5 protein-coding genes are annotated in these 21,859 nt (G+C 37.6%); all 5 read left to right on the forward strand.

Features of this window, described 5'->3' with window-relative positions; translation table 11 throughout:
* The first annotated feature begins 1 nt into the window (after position 1).
* The 5 genes from Q0W04_RS05240 to Q0W04_RS05260 all read left to right on the forward strand — a co-directional run bounded on the left by Q0W04_RS05240 (position 2) and on the right by Q0W04_RS05260 (position 21,779).
* A complete protein-coding gene (locus Q0W04_RS05240; RefSeq protein WP_298501050.1) occupies positions 2-6,541 on the forward strand; it encodes an Ig-like domain-containing protein in 6,540 nt (2,179 codons plus the stop codon).
* Positions 6,542-6,713: 172 nt separating this feature from the next.
* Positions 6,714-13,520, forward strand: a complete 6,807-nt coding sequence (locus Q0W04_RS05245) for an Ig-like domain-containing protein (RefSeq protein WP_298501055.1) — start codon at positions 6,714-6,716, stop codon at positions 13,518-13,520.
* 181 nt (positions 13,521-13,701) lie between these two features.
* Positions 13,702-15,861: a right-handed parallel beta-helix repeat-containing protein gene (locus Q0W04_RS05250; RefSeq protein ID WP_298501051.1), complete on the forward strand. Its 2,160-nt coding sequence runs from the start codon at positions 13,702-13,704 to the stop codon at positions 15,859-15,861.
* A 190-nt stretch (positions 15,862-16,051) separates the two neighbouring features.
* A complete protein-coding gene (locus Q0W04_RS05255) occupies positions 16,052-21,160 on the forward strand; it encodes a hypothetical protein (RefSeq protein WP_298501052.1) in 5,109 nt (1,702 codons plus the stop codon).
* A 205-nt stretch (positions 21,161-21,365) separates the two neighbouring features.
* Positions 21,366-21,779, forward strand: a complete 414-nt coding sequence (locus Q0W04_RS05260; protein ID WP_298501053.1) for a DUF371 domain-containing protein — start codon at positions 21,366-21,368, stop codon at positions 21,777-21,779.
* Positions 21,780-21,859: the final 80 nt, after the last annotated feature.

Raw genomic sequence — 21,859 nt, forward strand, 5'->3', positions numbered from 1 at the left:
GATGTTAAATAAAAGATTTATTCCGATTCTGGTGGTTTTTATTATACTGTTATCCTCCATGATGGCAGTCAGTGCAAATGATGGCAATGTCACATCAGATGAAGGCGTTCACCAGACTGTCTACGTCAGCCCAGATGGAGATGACCAGTGGGGTAACGGAAGTTCAGATGCTCCGTATTTGTCAATTGGATATGCTGTTGAAAGCGCATCAAACAATTCCAGAATCATTCTGATGGATGGGGTTTATAAGGGTGACTTGAATACGAAGATTATCATAAACAAAAATGTCATAATAGAATCAAATTCTTCAGGAGTAACAATCAACGGAGAAAAGAAAAATTACTTCTTTAATGTTAATAAGGATTCATCACTGGTCTTGAACAATATCAGATTCATCAACGGATACACTGATTCCTACCTTCAGCTGGGAGTCATAAACAATCAGGGAAAACTGCTTGTCAACAACTCTTCATTCAAATCCATGGAAACTGTCATGTCCACATTTTTCAATGAAGGGGAACTGATTATGGACAATGTTGATGTAAGCGGTTCCAATTCCAAAAACATGGCATTGACACTTACAAATCTGGGCAAATGTACCATTTCAAATTCTAAACTGACAGATCCAGATTCAAATAATTTGAATACGGTTTATAATTTCAAAAATATCACAATTATCAACTCTCAGATAACATCCCTCAGTTCAAATACAAACTATGATGAATTCAATTATAAAAAGGCGTTCATTCTTATTGAAAATTCCACATTGGCCACAATTGAATTTGAAAACGCAAGCAGCACAATATTGGATTCAAACATAAATGCAAGAGCATATTTCAAAAACATGAGTGTCTATGTTTCAGGCACAGTGTTCAGGGCGGATTCATCATGGACAGTAATGTCAGTCTTTTACACTGATTTCACAGCCAAAAATTGTGTTTTCAAACCTTATGTATCTGCAGACCATTCAAACTTAAACATTACCTACAGCATAATTCTGGATACAATCAGCGGAAGCGGCAGGTCAGGTTACCTGTATGCTCCTCACAACTGGTGGGCAAAGAATGCCGGACCTTCATACACCTACTTCAACAATAATTCAATCAGCGATTGGGCGGTATTGACATTTGAAGCGGAAGATAATAATCTGTCCGTCGGAACTGACTCCAGATTCATCGCTTCATTCAAGTGGTATGATGGAAACATCACTACTGAGTTTAAAGACAATGAAAGCCTGCCTTACAGGCCAATTTCCTTTGAAGCCCAAAGCGGAAGATTCCTGTATTCTTCAGGTGTAATTTCACGCAGTTTCAGCAATTACCTGGTTGGAAATGTTCTTGATTGTAATGTTTTTGCCATTGTCGACAATCAGAGAGTTTCAATGACAATCGGAAAGGGACTTTCTGCATACACATATTTCGTATCCCCTTCAGGAACCAACACTCCTGATAGTGGAACTCTTGAAAAACCGTTCAAATCAATCAAATATGCCATAGGACGTGTTGGAAACGGAAATACAATCTGTCTTCTTGAAGGAGTATACAGAAACAATGCAAACTCTGAAATTTCCGTTGAAAAAAATATCACTCTTGTGGGACTTGGCGATGTATTATTGAGCAGGGCTAACGACAAGACAATGTTTTATGTAAGGGAATGGGGAAGTCTGACAATCGTCAATGCCAAAATCACAGTAGCCAATGATGATTTCCACAACAACATATTCCAGGTTGTCGGAGGAGACCTGACTTTAATCAACTGCAGCGTTTATGACGTCAAATCAGATGCTGTTATTTCAGCAAGTTTCGGAAATGAGAAAAATGCTGCTGTCAATATTATCAATTCCAGTTTTTCAAAAATCAGAGGTGCGGTGGTAAGCGGTACTGCCAAAACCCATGTTGATAACAGTTCATTTGAAAAGGTATCAAACTACTATTACACAAGAGGTCTTGAAAGCTACAATACCGTATTTTCAGTTACATCCTACATTGAAATATTCAATTCAATGTTTAAGGAAAATACGGTTGGAATTGTCAATCTCCATCCGTTCTATTACTCATCAGCATCAAATTCAATGCTTGGTGCCGTTGATATCGAACGTCCTGGAGGAATATATGCCTATGTTGTAAACTCAACTTTCATAGGCAACGTTTTCAACGATATTGATTCTTCATACACCTCAAACGGTGTCGGATTTAATATATATGACCGCTACGGCTCTTTTGACGGATGCATAATCAACTCTACATTCCTGGCCAACAAGGGTAAAATAGCCGTTGTAAATCAGGTTGTTTCATCATCATTCATCAACAATACAGGTCAGGCTTACGGCGGTCAGCCTTTGGTTGAGGCTGTATCAATTGAAGATTCTCTGTTTGTGGGAAATTTAAACCAGTATGTCGACGGTGACGGTGCATACATAGGAGAGGGAATAGCATCAGCAAATTCAATTTTAAACTCAACATTCATCAATAACAGGGCTTCATTCGGCGGGGCTGTTTCCAACACCAAAACAATCCATTATTGTGTTTTTGTAAACAATACTGCCAAATATGCAGGTAATGATGTCTATTCCGCTGAAGGTGATGTGGATTACTCAACCAACTGGTGGGGAGACAACCAAAAGCCCGACTCACAAAACATTTTCATCTTTTTGGGAAATCTGAAACTGACAGACTGGGTTGTAATGTCTTTGGAATCCCGTTCAGCATATGTCATTGAAGCTTCACTTGACCGAGTCATGGACGTTGATGGTAACATACGCAAGTTGGAATACAGCATTCCTGTAAGGCCGATTTATTTCAGAGCTGATGGAGCTAATGTCACACCTGAAATTGCATTTACATATGCTAACACAGCTTCTGCAAATCTGAGCTATGATGAAAATGCAAGTGACTTCAGGGCCTATGCAATAATCGACAATCAGATGATGGATGTGGATGTAAGAAACTCTAACACCCGCATAATCATGGAAAATGTAACCGTAAAAGGAAGCAACGGCAAATTTGAAGTTGACCTGATTAACGTTAACGGTTATAAGATATCCAACCAGACACTGTTTGTCGAATTGAGCGATTCAAACGGAACCAAAAAACTTTTCAATGTTCTAACAGATGACAATGGTCATGCAAGCTTTGACATTGACTGCCCTGTGGGAAAATATGAGGTTCTGGTTACATATCTCGGAAACGGATTTTTTGAAAAGTCAAATGCAACCGCCCAAATTGAGGTTATTGTATCAAATACCAGATTAATATCATATAATTACACATATTACGGTAAAAACAATAAGTTTCATGGAATATTGCAGGATGAAAACGGCAGAAATCTGGTCAATTTCCCTCTTTCATTTACAATTGAAGACTCAAACGGCAATTCCAAAACAATAGTTGCAAACACTGACATTTATGGCCGTGCAGATGTGATTTTGAGTTTGGATTTGGGAGAATATGACATCAGGATTGATTATCTTGGCGATTCATGGTACATGCCAAGTTCATCCAGTGCCCACATCATTATAAAACCTGCCAACACAGTTATTGTTGCTGAAAACAAAACATTGCACGGTATCGCAAATGAATATGGCATCATCCTGAAGGACGTTTACGGAAATCTGATTTCAGAAGAAAACATTGAAGTGACAATAAGTGACGGTAAGCAGTCAGATAAATTCATACTAAAGACTGGTGATGACGGCGTTGCAAGACTGACAATAAACTATGTTCCTGGATCATACACGATTAAGGCAAGCTATCTGGGAGATAAGATTTACAGCCCTTCCAGCGGAGAGGCCGTAATCAATATAGAAAAGGTTCAGACCATGGTTTCAGGATTCCACTATAAGATAATTCCTCTAAACGGATTTTACACTGTTGTCTTAAGTGACATTTATGGCCACCGCATCAGCAATGAAACAGTAACTCTTAATTGCTACAGGGGCCAGCTGATTAAAACTTTCACAGGAACTACCGATGCAAATGGGGAAGTTTCATTTTTCATCGATTTGGATGAGGCAACCTATTTGGCAACCCTTGATTATGAAGGAAGCACATGGTACGAGGATTCTACAAATGCAGCAACAATTGTTGTCAGTAAGGATGTGGCTTTCGAGTCAATCCATATCAATTCAACAGATTTAGTCCAATACTATGGTGAAAACAAGTTCTTTATAATAGAATTCAATGATCCGAATGCATACAGCCAGTATGGAAAAACCATCGTTGTCACAATAGCTTCAAAAACATGGTCAAAGGCATATGAGGTATATACCGATGCATTCGGTATGGCAAGGCTTCAAATCAAATTGGACCCTGGTGAATACAACATTACCTACAGATATTCCAATCCTTATTATGACATTTACGGAAACGGAAGTAACAAAATAACAGTGTTCAGAATGCCTGTTTTGATGCTTGCAAATGATTTGATAATCAAATCCGCACAAAACAATGTTTATGAAGTATCTCTTCGTGATGTAAACAACATTCCACTTAAAAACCTCCAGGTTTTAATGGAAATAAACGGTGAGGAGCATGTAATCACAACAAATGACAACGGAATTGCAAGCCTGCTTGTCAACCTTGACATTGGCGAATATAACATTACATATTCCGTTGACAATCCTAATTACCCGCCTGCATCAGGCACTTCCAGGATTATGGTAGTCGACAGCGACAAGACCTCTTCAAAACTGGTTGCCAATGACGTGGAAGCCCGTGACGATGAAGTGATCAATCTTACAGTTATGTTGAGGGATTTACTGGACAAACCAATATCTGCTTCAAAAATATATGTTGAAATATTGGATTTGGAAGGCCAATCCGTCAAAAACGTTTCCGCAAACACCGACAGGGATGGTTTTGCTGTTTTCAATGTCAACCTTGAATATGGAAGCTATTTGTATAGGGCAACCTATTTGGGAAATGACCTTTATCTTGCAAGCGGTTGTGTAAATACAATCAATGTCCAATCTTCTGACAACCGTACAAAAACAGTGCTCTTTAAGTCAGAAACAAAAATAAACAAAAACGAAAGGTTTTACATATCCCTGGCCGATGTAAACGGCACACCATTGCAGGACAGACAAATCAGATTTTCAATTGGAAATGAGACTTACCTTGCCAATACTGACGGTTCCGGCAAAGCCTATTTGAATGCAAACCTGATTCCTGGAAAATATGTTGTAAAGGCAGTATTTGACGGTGATGAATCATATAAACCGGTTTACGCTTCAGCAAATCTTGTTGTCACCGGCAGTCTGACACAGCTCAACGCCCAAAAGCTGGTTAAATATTACAGAAACGGAACCCAGTTCCACGCTCAGCTATTGGATAAAAACGACAGGCCTATGGCAAAAAGAACAGTTTCAGTCATCCTGGACAATGCAACCTATAACTGCACAACAGATGAAAACGGATGGATTACACTGGCAGTTGACTTGAAACCTGGCCATTATGACGTTGAATGTTACTATTGGGGTGAAAATCCTGATGAAAATTCATTCGATAAAACCACAATAGACGTCTTGATGACTGTAATCGGTCACAATGAAATAAAATATTATGGTCAAACACCATACATGTCATTTAAGTTTTTAAATGGAGCGGGAGAGCTTATTAAAAACACTGAATTCGTAATTGGTGTTGACGGAAAGAATTATGTTGCAAGAACAGACAGCGAAGGCATATTTGATTTGAATATTGTCCTGGATTCCGGAATGCATGTCATTTCAGCCAACAATCCTTATGATGGCTTGTATATGAATTATACCTTGGAAATCCTTCCTACAATCGAGACCAACTCCATAGTTAAGGTTTTAGGTGACGGATGGAATTATCTTATTCGCCTTTACGATACAAACGGTTCTGTTCTGGCGAATGCTTCAGTCGATATAATCATAGATGGTTTAAAGCATGTTAAAACATCAGACAGTAACGGTGAAATCAGATTGAATATGGAAATGACTCCAAAAACATATCTTGTAACTGTCATAAATCCCGTATCAAAAGAATACGCTGAAAAATCAATCAAGGTTCTCCATCCTATATCTCAAAACAAGGATTTGACTATGTATTACAATAGCGGGTCCAAATTCACTGTTCGCATTCTCACTTCCGGAGGAAAGCCAATCGGCGAGGGTAAAACAGTAACTTTCAAGGTAGCCGGAAAAACATACAATGTCAAAACGGATAAGAACGGTTACGCTTCATTGAAAATAAATCTGAAACCGGGTTCCTATAAGATTATATCCAAATATAAGGGCCGTCAGGTTACAAACAAGATTACCGTTAAGCCTACTCTGATAACTAAAAACGTTAATCAGAATTCCCACACAGTGAAATTCACAGCAAAGCTTCTAAACAACAAAGGTAAGGTCTTGTCAGGCAAAAAGGTAACCTTCAAGTTCAAAAATAAAAAATATACTGCCAAAACAAATTCCAAAGGGATAGCTACAATTAAATTGACTTTGAAAAAAGGAAAATATTCCATCACTTCAAGTTACGGCAGTATGAATAACAAAAATACGATTGTCATCAAGAAATAATTTTTTTTGACAATCCTTTTTTTTCCTTCTGTAATAATGTTTAAATATCTTCTTTTTAATATATACTTAATAAGTATTCAATTATATTTGAATACTTAATTTGTTATATAGAGGTCGATTGAAATTGAAATTTAGTAAAACACTTTTATTTTTAACTGTTGTTTTATTGGCTATGTTATCACTAGCTGCTGTCAGCGCACAGGACAGCTCAGCTAATGATATAGCTATAAGTGACGATTCTGATGCAATATCAGTAAGTCATGAAACAACCCAGTTAAAATCAGGTAGTTATGATAAAACGATTTACGTTGACTCTCAGGGGGACGATTCTGGTGCGGGCACTGACAAAAGCCCATATGCCTCTTTAAATAAGGCAATATCAGAAGTGAATGCATCTGATAATGCTGTCATTTATGTGGGGGCTGGAATTTTCACCGGTGAGAACAATACAGATTTAAAAATTAATTTGGCTCATAAGAATTATAACGGTAGTTTGACTATTATCGGTGCCGGTAATGGCAAAACTATCTTGGATGCAAACTTGGAATGTCCGATATTCGACACAATCAGTGCTGATTCCATTGTTGTTTTAAAGGACATTACATTTATCAACGGTAAAAAGAATTTAGGTTCAGCCATTACAAATGATGGTGACTTGACAATTGATACCTGTGTATTTGAAAATAACTCAGCAGGAGCATATGCTGCCCTTTACCAAAACAAGGCAAACAACCTCAAAGTAGTTAATTCAGTATTCAGGGATAATCTTGCAGGTTCAGCAAACAACGACATTTATGCTTATATCAGTGAATCCTCAGGATACAATATTACTTTAATCAATTCATCATTTTATAATGCTGCTTCCAGCTACCAATGGGGAGACTCAGCAAGTGTTGTCATTCAGGCCACAAATGCATTGGTTCAAGGAAACACTTTCACAAACGTAACCTCTTCAGGTAAAAGTACATTATATGTAAGAAGTCCTAACGGTAAAATTATAGACAACATATTTAACAACTGTTCTTATACTGGAAGTTCAGGTGCAATCTTATACATTGCAGGTAACGGAATTTATCTTGAAAATAACAAATTCGAAGATTGTACTACTCCATCAAATGCTCCTATTTATGCATTGATGAACTATAATGCTAAAGTTGCTTTCAATGATTTGACTGTAGATGGAACTACATTCAAGTTAACCGCTAACCTGACTGATGATGCAGACAACCCGGTAACTTCATATTATAAAGTTAACTTCTATCTTGAAGGTAAAAAGATAGGCGAAGCCACTGCAACAGGCGGTGTTGCCACATTAACAGTTAACAAATTAATGGAAAACGGAAAATATGCATTGTCTGGAGATTACGGTGACGAAAACCCGATGGAATGTGAAATTAAAAATGCAACCGTAACTGTTGATTTCGACCACAATCCAATGGATGTATGGGTATCACCAAGTGGTAACGATACAACAGGTAACGGAAGTGAAACTAATCCTTTCCAAACCATTAAAACTGCAATTGATTATGCAATTGATGAGGATTCAGTAATTATTACAGTTCATGCAAAAGACGGTATCTATGACATTGCAGGTGATTACGGATTGTCCTACAGTGATGTAATTTCATTATCCATTATAGGTGAAAACTACGGTAAGGCAATCATTGACGGTAAAAACGCCAACGGATTTTTAACATCCGGTGTATACACCAAAGTGTTCTTGCAAAACTTAATGTTTGTAAACGGAACCGGCCAATACAGCAGATCCTTCGTTACCTATTACATGACCATGAAAGACTGTATAGTAAATAATATTGGACAGCTGTATGCGCAAAACTCTCCTGCAAATGTAGTGCTCGACAATGTCATCTGGACAAACGCCAAACAGCTGGCAATGTATGATGGTGAAATTTACAATTGCCACTTTGAAAACATTACTTCTACCGGAACAGGTAACCTCTGGTTGGCCACACACGACAATGATGCGGTAATCATTGAAAACTCAAAATTCATTAATATGGTATGTTCCGGTACTTCAGGTGCTGGTGTGGCATATGTTCAAGGTAATTTCATAAGTAAAAACAACACTTACGATTCAAACAAAGCAACTTCCAGAAGCTATGGTGCACTTTATGTTTATGCAAACCAGATAGTTTCAATTAACGATACATTCATAAACAACTATGCTAAAGAGAATTACGGTGCTGCTACATTCTTCAGTTCTAATGAAAAATCATCTGTCCAAGTCATCAATGCAAAATTCATCAACAACACTGCTGATGGATTTGGTGGAGCATTAGGTATCTACGGTGGGGAACTCATTAACTGTACATTTGAAAACAACACTGCAAAAACCTTAGGTGGTGCAATTTACATGCCTACCCATTCAACTTCTGTTTATTTATATAACTTGACATTGGATGGAGCTAAATTTGCAGATAATGCCGCAGGTACCAACGGTCAGGACATTTATATTGTTCCTTCCACAAATGCAAACAACTTACACTGTAACTTAAACGGCATAACCGTTTCAATGAACGATTTAAAAACATCAACATTACAGGATTACGTTTCAGCAAATGTAACTCATGAATCAGGAGCTGTCGTTGGTGGCGGAGCTGTCACATTCTATTTAGACGGTTCTTACATGGGCGTTGCAGATGTTGTTGACGGTGTTGCAGAATTGGATTACCTAGGATTTAAAACCAATGGAACTTTCGCATTGTCCGGCGAATATAACATTGCAAGTGAAGATACAGTATACAATAACGCTACCGTAATTGTCGCTCTTGCTCCATTGAAAGACAATATAACAGTATATGTTTCCAACAGCAAAGGTGACGATGAAAAAGGTAACGGTACTTTGGAAAACCCATTCAAAACTATTAAAACAGCTTTAAACTATGGTTATAAACAGTCTGCAGTAATTGTTGTTCGTGTTTTAGAAGGAAGTTACTACGGTGAATCCAACAATAATTTAACAGTTGCCTCATCTTTAGACATTTCCATTGTCGGTGACGGTCAGGGAGTAACCATCATTGACGGTAAAGACGTCAACTGGTTCTTAAAAATCCTCGCTGGTAACGGAATAGTCAGACTATCCAACATGACTGTAGCAAATATAACCAAAAACTATGTCGATGCAAGATTATATAATCAAATGCCTGCTGTAACCATTGAAAATGGTGCATTTGCAGTGGTTGACGGTGTTGAATTCATCAGATGTCACGGAACCGAAGGTGGAGCTATTTTCTCAGAGGGAACATTGATTGTAACTGACTCACGTTTCTTCAACAATGGGGATTCCAATAACGGTGCTGCAATTAAAAACACAGGTACTTTAACCATTGACAACTCAGAATTCATTGCAAACCACGCTAAATATTACTCAACCCTTTACAATGACGGTGAAATGTATATTTTCGATTCCATTTTCCAAGATTCAATGCGTGTAAACGGTTTTACAGGTAACGCAATGGTTATGGGTGGAAAAGGTAACATTACAATGGTCAACTCAACCATATTCAGATCAGGTAAAACTTCCAACGAACTTATCGGTACAGGTCAAACCTGGGCTAATAATCCTGGTTTTGCAATATCCATAGGTGCAACCGGTAATATAAAAGTAATCGATTCAGTAATTGACGGACATAATAAAGCATATTCCGCACAATACATCTCAAATGTTGCATTTGGTGGTGCTGGAAGTATCGGTGTATTTGTTCCATATGGTTTGGAAGTTGTAAATACCAAACTCCTGAACTTAAGAGATCTGATTTCCAATTCAAGAGGAACAAACATGTTTGATACATGTTACATTGAAAACGTTACATATGTGGCTGAAGGAACTTCATATGATTACAATCTTACTGTAGTTAACTCCTGCTTCGCAGACGGTACAACCATGTTGACCAAAAGGGCTACCGCTAACGTTGTTTTAGATGACAACTGGTGGGGAAGCAATGACAAACCAGTATATAAAGTATCCAATGTAGCTACTTCACCTAATACCTGGTTGGTATTGGCTTTGGACTTCAACAATGACTCAAGCATAGAAAACAATCTGAACTTAACCTTCAAAGTCACCGACGGTGAAAACGTATCAGACTTTAATGATACAATTTATCCTTGCGAATATGAAGTAACCTCATATGACTGTGTCCTAAACCTAACAAAAGGAACCATTGACAATAAAGTCAGCGGCCACTTTGAAGATTTGGACAAAGGTCTATACCGCATTACAATCACAGTCAACGACCAAACATTCAATATAATTGAAAAAGGAGTTGCCGATATTCTCGCTGAAGACATTGTATTTAAAATCGGTGAAAACCAATTCAACGTCACTGTTTTAGTAAACAACGTTTCACTCAGTAACTTCAACATCAATTTAACTGTAAACAAAAAAGATTACTCCGCTCCTGTCATTGACGGTGTGGCAAGTTTCGAAATTGAAAAATTAGGATATGGAGACTACACCTTGGAATATTTCATTGAAGACAATGATTTATGTTATCCTGCTTCAAATTCAGCTAATTTAACTGTCTTGAAATTCGATACAGAATTCTCATTCGAATCCAATGTAACAGACCAAGTTGTTGTTACCTTAACCGGTGAAGACGGCAATAAGATTGCCAACGCTTTCGTATCATACTCTGTTGATGGTGTAGAAGGCAACGGTACCACTGATGAAAACGGTCAATTAGCTATAAATGGATTAAGAGATGTTGTAGACATTATTGTATCCTATGATGGTGATGATACCTATTATGGTGGAAATGCAGAGAAAAACGTAACTGTATTCAATGGAAGAAAAGATACCAATATAGCTGTTGTTGCTGTAGACGGTTTCTTAAATGTCGCTGGTGTTTTAACCGATGCTGATGGATATCCAATTGAAAATGCAACAGTTTATTACACAATCGGTGATCTGATTTCCAATGTCACAACCGATGAAAACGGTTCATTTGCAATTTCAGCAGATAATGATGATATTGTATTCAACTTCGCTGAAACATACGATTACAAAGCAAGTTACGCCGCAATATCCTTAAAAGACATTGCTCCTGTAAGGCAAGCTACTGAAGTCATAATCACAAGGGGTGATGTAAAAATCAATAATGATGTTGCTGTAAACATATCAGTATCCAATGTCACAGGCACATTAATGGTTTATGCTGACGGAAGTGAAGCTCAAACAATTCCTGTAACTGAAGGTAAAGCTAATTATACCTTTGAAAAAGTTGCAGCAGGAGTTCACACATTCTTCGTTGCTTACTTAGGTGACGATACTCACGAAGCATCAGCATCTGCAATATCATTCAATGTCGACAGATTAACCAGTGCAATAACCGTATCTGCTGTCGGTGCTAACGTAGATGAAACCGCAACTATTACTATAAATGTGACTCCGGAAGCTACAGGCAGTGTTATTCTGACTGTTGGTGATGTTGACTACAGAATTGATGCAGATATGGATGTATTTGAAGTATCTTTCGAAGATGCAGGAAGCTACAATGTTTCTGCAGTCTATTTAGGTGATGACACTTACGATTCAGCTATTTCCAATGTTGCTAGTTTAGTTATCACAGAAAAGGCATTCCCTGAAATAACTGCTGAAATTCCATCAATTGCAGCTGGAGATAATGCTACTATTACCATTAGTGTTGCTAACGCTACAGGTAATGTTCTTGTAGTGTACGATGGTAATCAAACAATTTTACCTTTAGATGAAAACGGCACTGCCAAATATGCAATTGCTGATGCAGTCGCAGGTAAACACTCCATTTTTGTAATTTACAGTGGTGATAAAGACAACTATCCTAACGAAATATCCAAAAATTTAGAAGTTGCTAAAAAGAGCGCTGATGTTAATGTAACCATTGGTGACATTGCTATTGGTATAGATACCAATGTATCCATATCCATTCCTGGTGCTACAGGCAAAGTAGATGTTATTGTTGACGGTAATGAAACTATTGTGCCTTTAGATGAAAACGGTTCTGCTGTTGTTCCTGTTTCAGGTTTAGCTGCTGGAGACCACAGTGTTGTTGTTGTCTACTCTGGTGATGATACACATTATTCTGCTTTTGTAGTTAAAGAAATCAAACAAACTGCTTTAGACAGTAAATTCGCAAACATTACCGTATCCGGTGAAGGATATATCAGTGCTGTTTTAATGGACAGTACAGGCAAACCTATTGCTGATGCTACTATTATCTACAGCATCAATGGCGTAAGTGGAAACACAACTACATTAGACACCGGTGAGTTCTTCATTAAAGCTGCTTCCAACACTAATGTTGTAATCAGCTATGCAGGAACCGATACTATTTTACCAACTGATGCAAACATCAGATTGGAAAACATCGCTCCTACAAGAACCGGAACAGTAGTTGTTGGAAACAATTACACTCAACCTGCAATTGAATACAATTTAGGTGAACGTGGAGGTAACTTCACAGTTAAACTAGTTGATATAATGGGCAACCCATTAGCTAACAAGACTGTATACATTGGTTACAACGGTAAGATGCTCAACCGTACTACTGATGAAAACGGATTCGCTAGTGTTCAAATCAACCTCGTTGCTGAAAACAGATTAACATTTGCTGTAGCATTCTTAGGTGATGACTACTACGATGCATCCATGTCAGTATACCTGATTACCATAACCAAAAAGGCAGTTACCATCAACGCTCCTGCAAAATCATATAAAGCAAGTGCTAAAACCAAATCATACACTGTAACTTTAAAAACCGATGCTAACCCATTTGACGGTAAAACTTACTTCGCAGCCGGTAAGAAAGTTACATTGAAACTGAACGGTAAAACATACACTGCTAAAACAAATGATAAAGGACAGGCTACCTTCAAACTTGACATAACCAAGAAAGGTACCTACACTGCTGATGTAAGCTATGCAGGAGACAACACATACGCCGCTGCTAAGGCAAGCGCAAAAATAAAAATTAACTAGTGAGAATTGACTTCTCACTAACTTTTTTTCTTTTTTTAAACAGTTTTGATATTTTTTTAAAGATAACTTTATTAAGTATTATTTACATAAACCACTACCATCTTTTAGCAATCCATTGTTTAATTGCCTAAAAGCAAGTTAATTTAAAGGAGGTGGATATATACGGTTTAGTCTAAAACTATTGATTGGAATAGTTGTAGTCTGTTTTATTGTATCGATGTCTTCCGTTTCAGCATTGGATTTCGATGATTCAGATTTGTCTAAAAATGCCACTGAAATAATTTCAGCAAGCGAAATGACATATCCTGATGATGAGGTTCCGGACGTGCCGGATTTGGTTTCAAACGATACGATATATATTGATTCGGATAATTTTGAGGATTATTTTACCGATAATGTGTTATTGTCAAAATATTCCAACAAAACAATAATATTCAATCAGGACTTTGAAGATTTGGGCAAACTGTCAATCGATGCCGATAACGTGACAATAAAGGGCATCGGATATAACCTGAAAAATACAGTATTTCAAATAGATGCCGACCATGTGACTCTGCAGGATTTGAAGATGGATCTTGACAGCAGATTTGCAGACAATGACGGTGCGGGCATTGAAGTCTTGTCCGATTATGTGAACCTGATTAATATCAGCATCAATTATGTCGTGCCGAAAAATGTTGAAGCGTATGGTATTTATGCAATAGGATATCCTGATAATCCTTTAAGGAATTTGAAGATATTGAATTCCTACATTAACTTTGAAGGGCATAACGACGATGTAAATGTATATAATTGTGCGCTTAAGGTTGTGGATTGTGATGATGCGGTGATAAAAAACAATACCATTGCATCCGCATTGCCTTTAAAGGATATCATATTCGGTATCAACGGTGCAGAACTTGCATCCGATTTGGTATTGACTGTTGGAGTTGAAGGATGCCAAAACCTGTCTTTTATGGAAAACACTCTATTTTCAGAGGTTAACAAAAGACCCGAGACATTATATCCTTCTCTTGATTGCATGCTTGTGAGTAAATCATACAATTCATTAATATGCAACAATTCAATATTCATGACAGACTTTATGACCTACCCGGGTACAGACAATTATCTTTATGGTTTGGACATTTACAATTTGGATAATCTGACAGCGTGTCACAACAACATACGTATTGTAACAACAGGCGGTAAGCTTGCCGCCGGTACTGCATATCCTATTCAGATTACCGGTCCGATTTCAAACGTTACAATAACTGAAAACGATTTGTATTCATTCTCCAATGGTCCCAACATCGGAGTTTACTCACAGAACTTCTTTGGGGAAACTTCACTGGCCATTACGAATAACAAAATCAATGTAACAGGACTTGCCGGAACTCATGAATGGGCGTTGGTTGCAGGAATCGAATCTCAGGATTCCCATTCGACAATCTTGAACAATACAATTGAAGTTCACAGTGTCGGAGACGTTTCAATTGACGATAACATATATGGTATAAGTTATCGCCAAAAAACAAACGGTGACCATCAGTATGACATTCAAAACAATACAGTATTCAGTGACGGTTTTTATGCTGTAAATCTTTTATCTTCAGTCGATTCAAATGTTATCAATAACCTGCTGGTTTCATATAACTCCAAAGCCAACAACGGCAACGGAGGATTCAGATATTGGGACATCAATTCCCATCAGAACATGGAATTCTACAACAATCAGGTCATGAGGGCATTTGACTATTTCGCATTGAACAACAACAATGTGGACAATGGGGATGACAACGATTATTCAACTCCAAAAAACGATAAGGACATTTCAAATAAAATTGACGGATCCAAACTTTCAAAAAGTGAAGAGGAAAGCAAATATTCATTCAATCCTTTGATTCCAGGTTCCTCTAAGGAACAGGGTCTTCCTGATGACAGCAAACCGGAAGAAGGAAAGGATGATGAGTCCCAAAATCAGGGAACATTCCCTTCCGGAAGTACAACCGGCGATTCATCAAAAGAGGGTATGTCTTTAAAAGATTACTTGATTAATTTCATTAACTCAAATACTGAAGGTGGAGCTGTTAACACTACCTCATTCAATGGAAAGAATACGAATGCGGTTTCAAACAACAGTGATTCAACTCCATCAGCAGAAGGGGAAAACAGTGCTGCAAGCCAGTCCAAGTCTTCAAGCGGTTTGGATTCAGGTGCTGCAGGCGATTCCGTCAGTAAAAAGGTCTATGAAATTGAAGAGAAAAGTGATAACGGATTTATTCCATCAGTATTTTTCATAATACCTGTATTCATTTTGCTTCTCATTGGAGTGAAACGAAAAAAATCAAGATTTGAATAAAGATTAGTTGTTTGTTTTTTCAACTAATTCACTATTTTTTTTATTTTAATAGTAATTTCAGATAATTTTATATATTCTTTTTATCATACCTTAAAACATTGGCGACTAAAAATTTACATTAAATGTTTTAGAGGTATAGAGTTTGAAATTTAACAGAATAATATTATTGCTGTGTTTTATCCTAATGGTGATGTCTCTATCTTGCGTTGGAGCATCCGACATCGGTGAAAACACTACAATGGCTTTGGACGGCCAAAACACTATTGGTGAAATATATGTTGACGTACATGGCGCAAATGCCAATAACGGCACTCAGGCCTCACCACTAATGACAATAGATAAGGCAATTTCAATAGCCAGCGATAATGATACAATATATCTGTCAGATGGGGAATTTGCAGGTGCAGGAAACACCAAACTGACAATTGACAAGTCACTGACTTTCATAGGTAGTGACAACACCCGAATAAACGGGCAAAACCAGTTCTACATATTTGATGTTGCCGATGGCATTTCAGTCACTTTCAAAAATATCAAATTCATAAATGCCTACAAGTCTCCGGGATCATATTCATCCACATTCAATGAAAATGTCTACGGAGCAAGTCTTGATATTAAAAATTCAAAAGTAACAATCGACAACTGTGAATTCATAGGCAATGCAGTGTCCTATGGATCCGGCGACAAGTCTGTCTACGGCGGTGCCATAAGCAATTTCGGTGATTTGACAATAACAAATTCCAAATTCACTAACAACACCGCATTATCAACAAGAGGTCTTTTGTCATATGGCGGTTCAATATACAATAAGGGAAAGGCAATTATCTCCAACACCTCCATCATAGGTTCAAAAAGCGTTGATTTCGGTTATGGTGCCGGAATCGCCAATGATGGGGATATTACATTAAATAACTGTACTGTTTCAAATTCACTATCCACTCACGAAACCAAAGGTTCAGCAATTTACAATACAGGAAACTGTACACTGACAGATTCCATAATCGAAAACAATTACATCGAAAGGGCTAATTTCAACTATATCTACGGAGTAATCTATAACTCAGGAACATTGACTGCAAGGGGAAGCGTATTCAGAAACAATACCGCTTACTATGAAGCTCCAATAACTGCTTATATGGGTTCTCCAAACATTTACAATATAGGTAACCTGGATTTGACCTACAACGCCTTTATAGACAACAATAACTTTTACGGCATTTCATCCGACGTCTACTTCAACGGCGGCGAAATCATCAGCTTGGATGATAACTGGTGGAACACCAACGAAAACCCTTATTCAACCGGTTCAAAAATAAATGTGAATAAAATCAACTCATGGCTGATTTTCAACCTCACTCCTGACTATTCAAAGCTCAACATTTCAGATTCACTAACACTTAAGGCATCATGGACAAACAACATCAACCTTTTAGACAAAATCGGCTTGCTTCCTCAATTTGACGTGACATTCAAGACAGTTGTGGATGGAAGGACAATCACAAAAACAGCAGGTCTTGCTGACGGCCAATGCGAGTTCATATTCAACAGCACCCAAAACAAGGGATCATATGATGTTGTTGCCAGTCTGTTTACATTCAATCAGACTGCAATCGTCGATGTGGGAAAGCTCAACTCAAACATCAGATTTTCTTTAAACGACAACATTACCTATCCCGACACTCTTTTTGTCAATGTTGAAGTAATGGGCGATGACAGTTCATCTCTAAGCGGAATGGTCTTGCTGAAAATAGCTGGCAAAACATATAATGTCACTTTGGCAAATGGAAAGGGAAGTTTTGAAATTTCCGGCTTGTCTCCTCAAAACTACAAATTAAATTTAATTTATGAAGGAAACGGCAATTATTTCAAGGCATTCAACACAACCAACGTTAATGTCAAAAAACAGGATATAGATCTCAAATTGAATATTCCTGAAATAAAGGTAGGCCAAAAGGGTTCAGCCATTGTAACCATCAATACAAAGAATGTCGAAGGACAGGCCGCTTTATATGTCGATGGAGTTAAAAAGAAAAACGTTTTCCTCTACAGTGGAAACACTACAATTACTCTAAGCAATTTTGCCGAAGGCCAGTACAATATCACCCTTGACTTTGTGGGAACTGAGTTTTACAATTCCGCAAGGGTTTCAGGAATTCTCAAGGTAACCAGATACCCGTCATCAATCAATATATCTGCAGATGACATTAAAGTGGGTGAAAATGCAACACTAACCGTTAAAGTCTCTCCGGACTCCTTAAGGGGAGAGGCAACACTGATAATCAACGGCGTAAACAACCCAATATTTATTGACGATACCATCACAAATGTCACCATTGCGGATTTGGCTGCAGGACAGTATAATGTAACATTAATATTTGACGGGGACTTGAGATACGATACAGTCAACGTTTCCACATCATTCAAGGTTCTCAAAACACCTGTCAGTCTTGATGTTGTCATCAATCAGGATGAAAAAAATCTCAACGGAACAATTACTGTCAAAACCAGTGACATTAACTGCACAGGTGTCGTAGGTGTTTATGTCAACTATAACGTTTATAGAATGAATCTGACAGATGGTAAAGCCGAATTTTCAGTCAAGTTCGATAAGGGAACCAATTACATTTTCGTATTCTACGAAGGCAACAGATATTTTGAGGATGCAACCTGGAACACTACACTGGGTGTTGCCGATGAGTTTGTATTCATGGGTGAAAATTCAACAGGCTTTGAAGGAAACGACTTCAACTATTCCGTCAGACTTATAGAAATAAACGGCATTCCAATGCCTGGTAGAACTGTAATCATTGATTTTGACGGTAAAAAATACAATGCAACAACAAACGATGACGGATATGCATTTTTCAAACTGAATCTTTCTAAAGGTGAATATAGTATATCAGCAACCTATAAGAACGCCACTGTTTACAATACGCTGACAGTCAGGGAGGTTGTGTTCAATGTGACTTCAGAAAATATCACATATGGCGATACACTGACAGTTGAAGCTGTTTTTGAAAATGGAGTCAAAGGCAATGTTCAATTTGTCATTGGAAATGAAAGTGCTGTTGTTGAAATCATAAATGGAACTGCAACCTATACTTCAAACAGCTTTAACGCCGGAAACTACACTGTAAAGGCAATTTATGCAAATATCACCAGAACCACTGCTTTCAATGTTGGAAAGGCAGATTTGAATTGGAATATTGTGGTTGGCAATGCCACACCTGAGGATGATGAAATTGTCAGTGCGCTCAACCTGGCTAATGCAACAGGAGACATTATATTCATATTCAACAAAACAGAAATCAAGGTTCCGATCATCGATTCACAGGCTGTTTTGAACCTGTCCAAACTGTCTGAAGGAAGATATGATTTAACAGTCAAATATGTAGGAGATAAAAATTATAATCCTTTCAGCACAACAGTCAGTTTCTATGTAAGGCAATTTGCTTCTGATATAATTTTAAATGTTGAAGATGAGTTTTACGCAAGAGACATCAATGCTGTAGCAATACTCAATGACAATGCAACAGGAATTGTACGATTTGATGTTGGAAACCTTACAAAAGAAGTAAGCATAGTTGGCGGAAAGGCATTCTGGAATTTCAGAGGTATTGACGTTGGAAACTACACTCTGACAGCAACATATCTCGGTAACGATTATTATGTTTCATCATCAAATTCAACAACATTTAATGTCAAAAAGGCAAACTCAACAATTGAACTTTATGTAAATGAGGTTTCTTTAGGTGAAAACATTAGGATATTTGCTTCCTTAAGTCCTAATGCAACCGGAAGCGTATCATTTTCAATGGTGGGATATTTCTCACCTAGAAACAAACCTGTTTCAGATTCCCAATCCTACTGGTATATAGCTCCGATGGAAAATGGTGAATACACAGTCATTGCCAAATATCTTGGTGACAATAACTATTATCCGTCAAATACAACATTCATTTTGAATGTTTATCAAAAGAAATCAATCCTGAATGCTGAAATTGGCGATGTGGGCAAAAACGACAGGGTAATCTGCAGGGTTAGCCTGAACTCCAAGGATGGAGAACCTATAACCTCAAAAGTAACTCTGAAAATCGGAAGTTCATCCTACAGCATCACTGTCAGGGAAGGTAGCGGATCTCTTGTTTTAGGAAAGATGGCAGTCGGAAATTACGCATATACTGTTGATTATGCAGGCGATGACAATTACACTGCTGCAACTGTTGGCGGCAACTTCAAAGTCGTCGATGATTTGCTTGACGTGAATTTGACTGCACCTGATTTTACCAAATATTATGGTGGAAAGACCAAATTTAAAGTTGTATTGAAGGATTCTGCCAACAGGCCGTTTGCAAATCAGAACGTTTATGTTAAAATCGGTTCTGGCATCCATTATATTACAACAGATTCAAACGGCGAGGCATTTCTGGCCATCAATTTGCTTCCTGGAACATATGATGCACTTGTAGTGTTTGAGGAAACAGAAAAATATCACTCCGCTTCAGCCAACTCAACAATAACTGTCATGTCTACAGCTGAAGGAAATGATGTTGAAAAGTTATACGGAAGTACAGCCCAATACTATGCCGTGTTTACAGATTCCAACGGAAAGGTCTTGTCAAACAAGGACATTACATTTAAGATTTCAGGAAAATCTTACAAAGTTAAAACCCTTACAAACGGTGTTGCAAGAATAAACATCAACATCAATGCCGGAAAATACACAATTTCAAGCGTAAATCCGGTAACCGGTCAGAAATTGATTAATAAGATTATAATTCACAACAGAATCGATGACAACAAGGATTCTTCAAACTATGTCGGGGCAAAAACCAATTACAAGGTGCGCCTTTACGCCAACTCTGGCAAACCGTTGAGCGCCGGAAAGGCAGTAATATTCAAGGTAAACGGCAAATCATACAATGTTAAAACCGACAAATACGGATATGCCACTTTGGCCATTAATTTGAACATCGGCAAGTACACAGTCACTGCCTCCTATTGCGGATTCAAGGTATCAAATAAAATAACAGTCAAGAATGTTTTATCAGCAAGTGACATTTCCGTGAAAAAATCCAAGACAACCAAGTTTTCAGCCAAACTGGTTGACAGCAAGGGAAAGGTTCTAAGCGGTAAGCAGATTACATTCAAAATAAACGGCAAGACATACACTGCAAAAACCAATTCCAAAGGAATAGCTACCGCTACTATCAAAACCACATTGAATGTCGGTAAACACTCTATACAGTCCATTTATGGCAAATACAATATAAAAAACACTATAACTGTTAAAAAATAGGAGTTTTCATTAAAACTTCTTTAATTTTTTGCTTGTCATATATGTTTGATTGTTTTGATGTTTGATTTTTCCACATCTCTTTATTTTAATCATATTTATGAGTAATATTTTTTATAACTTTCAAGCTAACTATTTGAATTATTGGTCATCTTTTGAAGTATTCGCCATCAAAAATTTTATTAGTTTTTTCATCCAAACTATAATCATGATTTTCAAGATTCTAACCAAAGGTCATCCCAACGTGACCTCTCATCACAAGTCAACTTTTGAGATAACAAAGGATGCAGAAATCGGTCCGACTGCAGACTGCATCATCGGTGTGGACATGGACAAGACCATGCTGAACTTTCCTCAGGAATTTAAAGATAAAATTGCCAATAGTGATACTAAAATAATCGTTGAGCTTAAAACAGAAAACGGATATGATGAAATAACCGGTTTTGGCCATGAAAATTTGACTTTGACACATCCTACCGACATAGTTATAAGAAAAAGCGACTATACATGCGAGAGGACATTGATGATTGGGGCAGATAAGGCTGCAAGGGATCTTGATTTGAACCTGATTGAAGATTTAAAAAATGAAAAAATCATGGAAGTTACTATAAAACTATGCTAAAATCGTTAAGTATATATAAGTTAAGAAATATATTTTTTTATAACTACTTTTGTTTTATGCGGGGGTGGTCGAGCGGTCAA

Origin of the sequence: uncultured Methanobrevibacter sp. (genome assembly GCF_947170395.1) — an archaeon.
Lineage (GTDB): Archaea > Methanobacteriota > Methanobacteria > Methanobacteriales > Methanobacteriaceae > Methanocatella.

What these genes read in the sequence shown, in the direction of transcription:
- Q0W04_RS05260 (WP_298501053.1), top strand. Translation starts at nt 21,366, where the DNA reads ATGATTTTCAAGATTCTAACCAAAGGTCATCCCAACGTGACCTCTCAT.
- Q0W04_RS05245 (WP_298501055.1), top strand. Translation starts at nt 6,714, where the DNA reads ATGTTATCACTAGCTGCTGTCAGCGCACAGGACAGCTCAGCTAATGAT.
- Q0W04_RS05255 (WP_298501052.1), top strand. Translation starts at nt 16,052, where the DNA reads ATGTCTCTATCTTGCGTTGGAGCATCCGACATCGGTGAAAACACTACA.
- Q0W04_RS05240 (WP_298501050.1), top strand. Translation starts at nt 2, where the DNA reads ATGTTAAATAAAAGATTTATTCCGATTCTGGTGGTTTTTATTATACTG.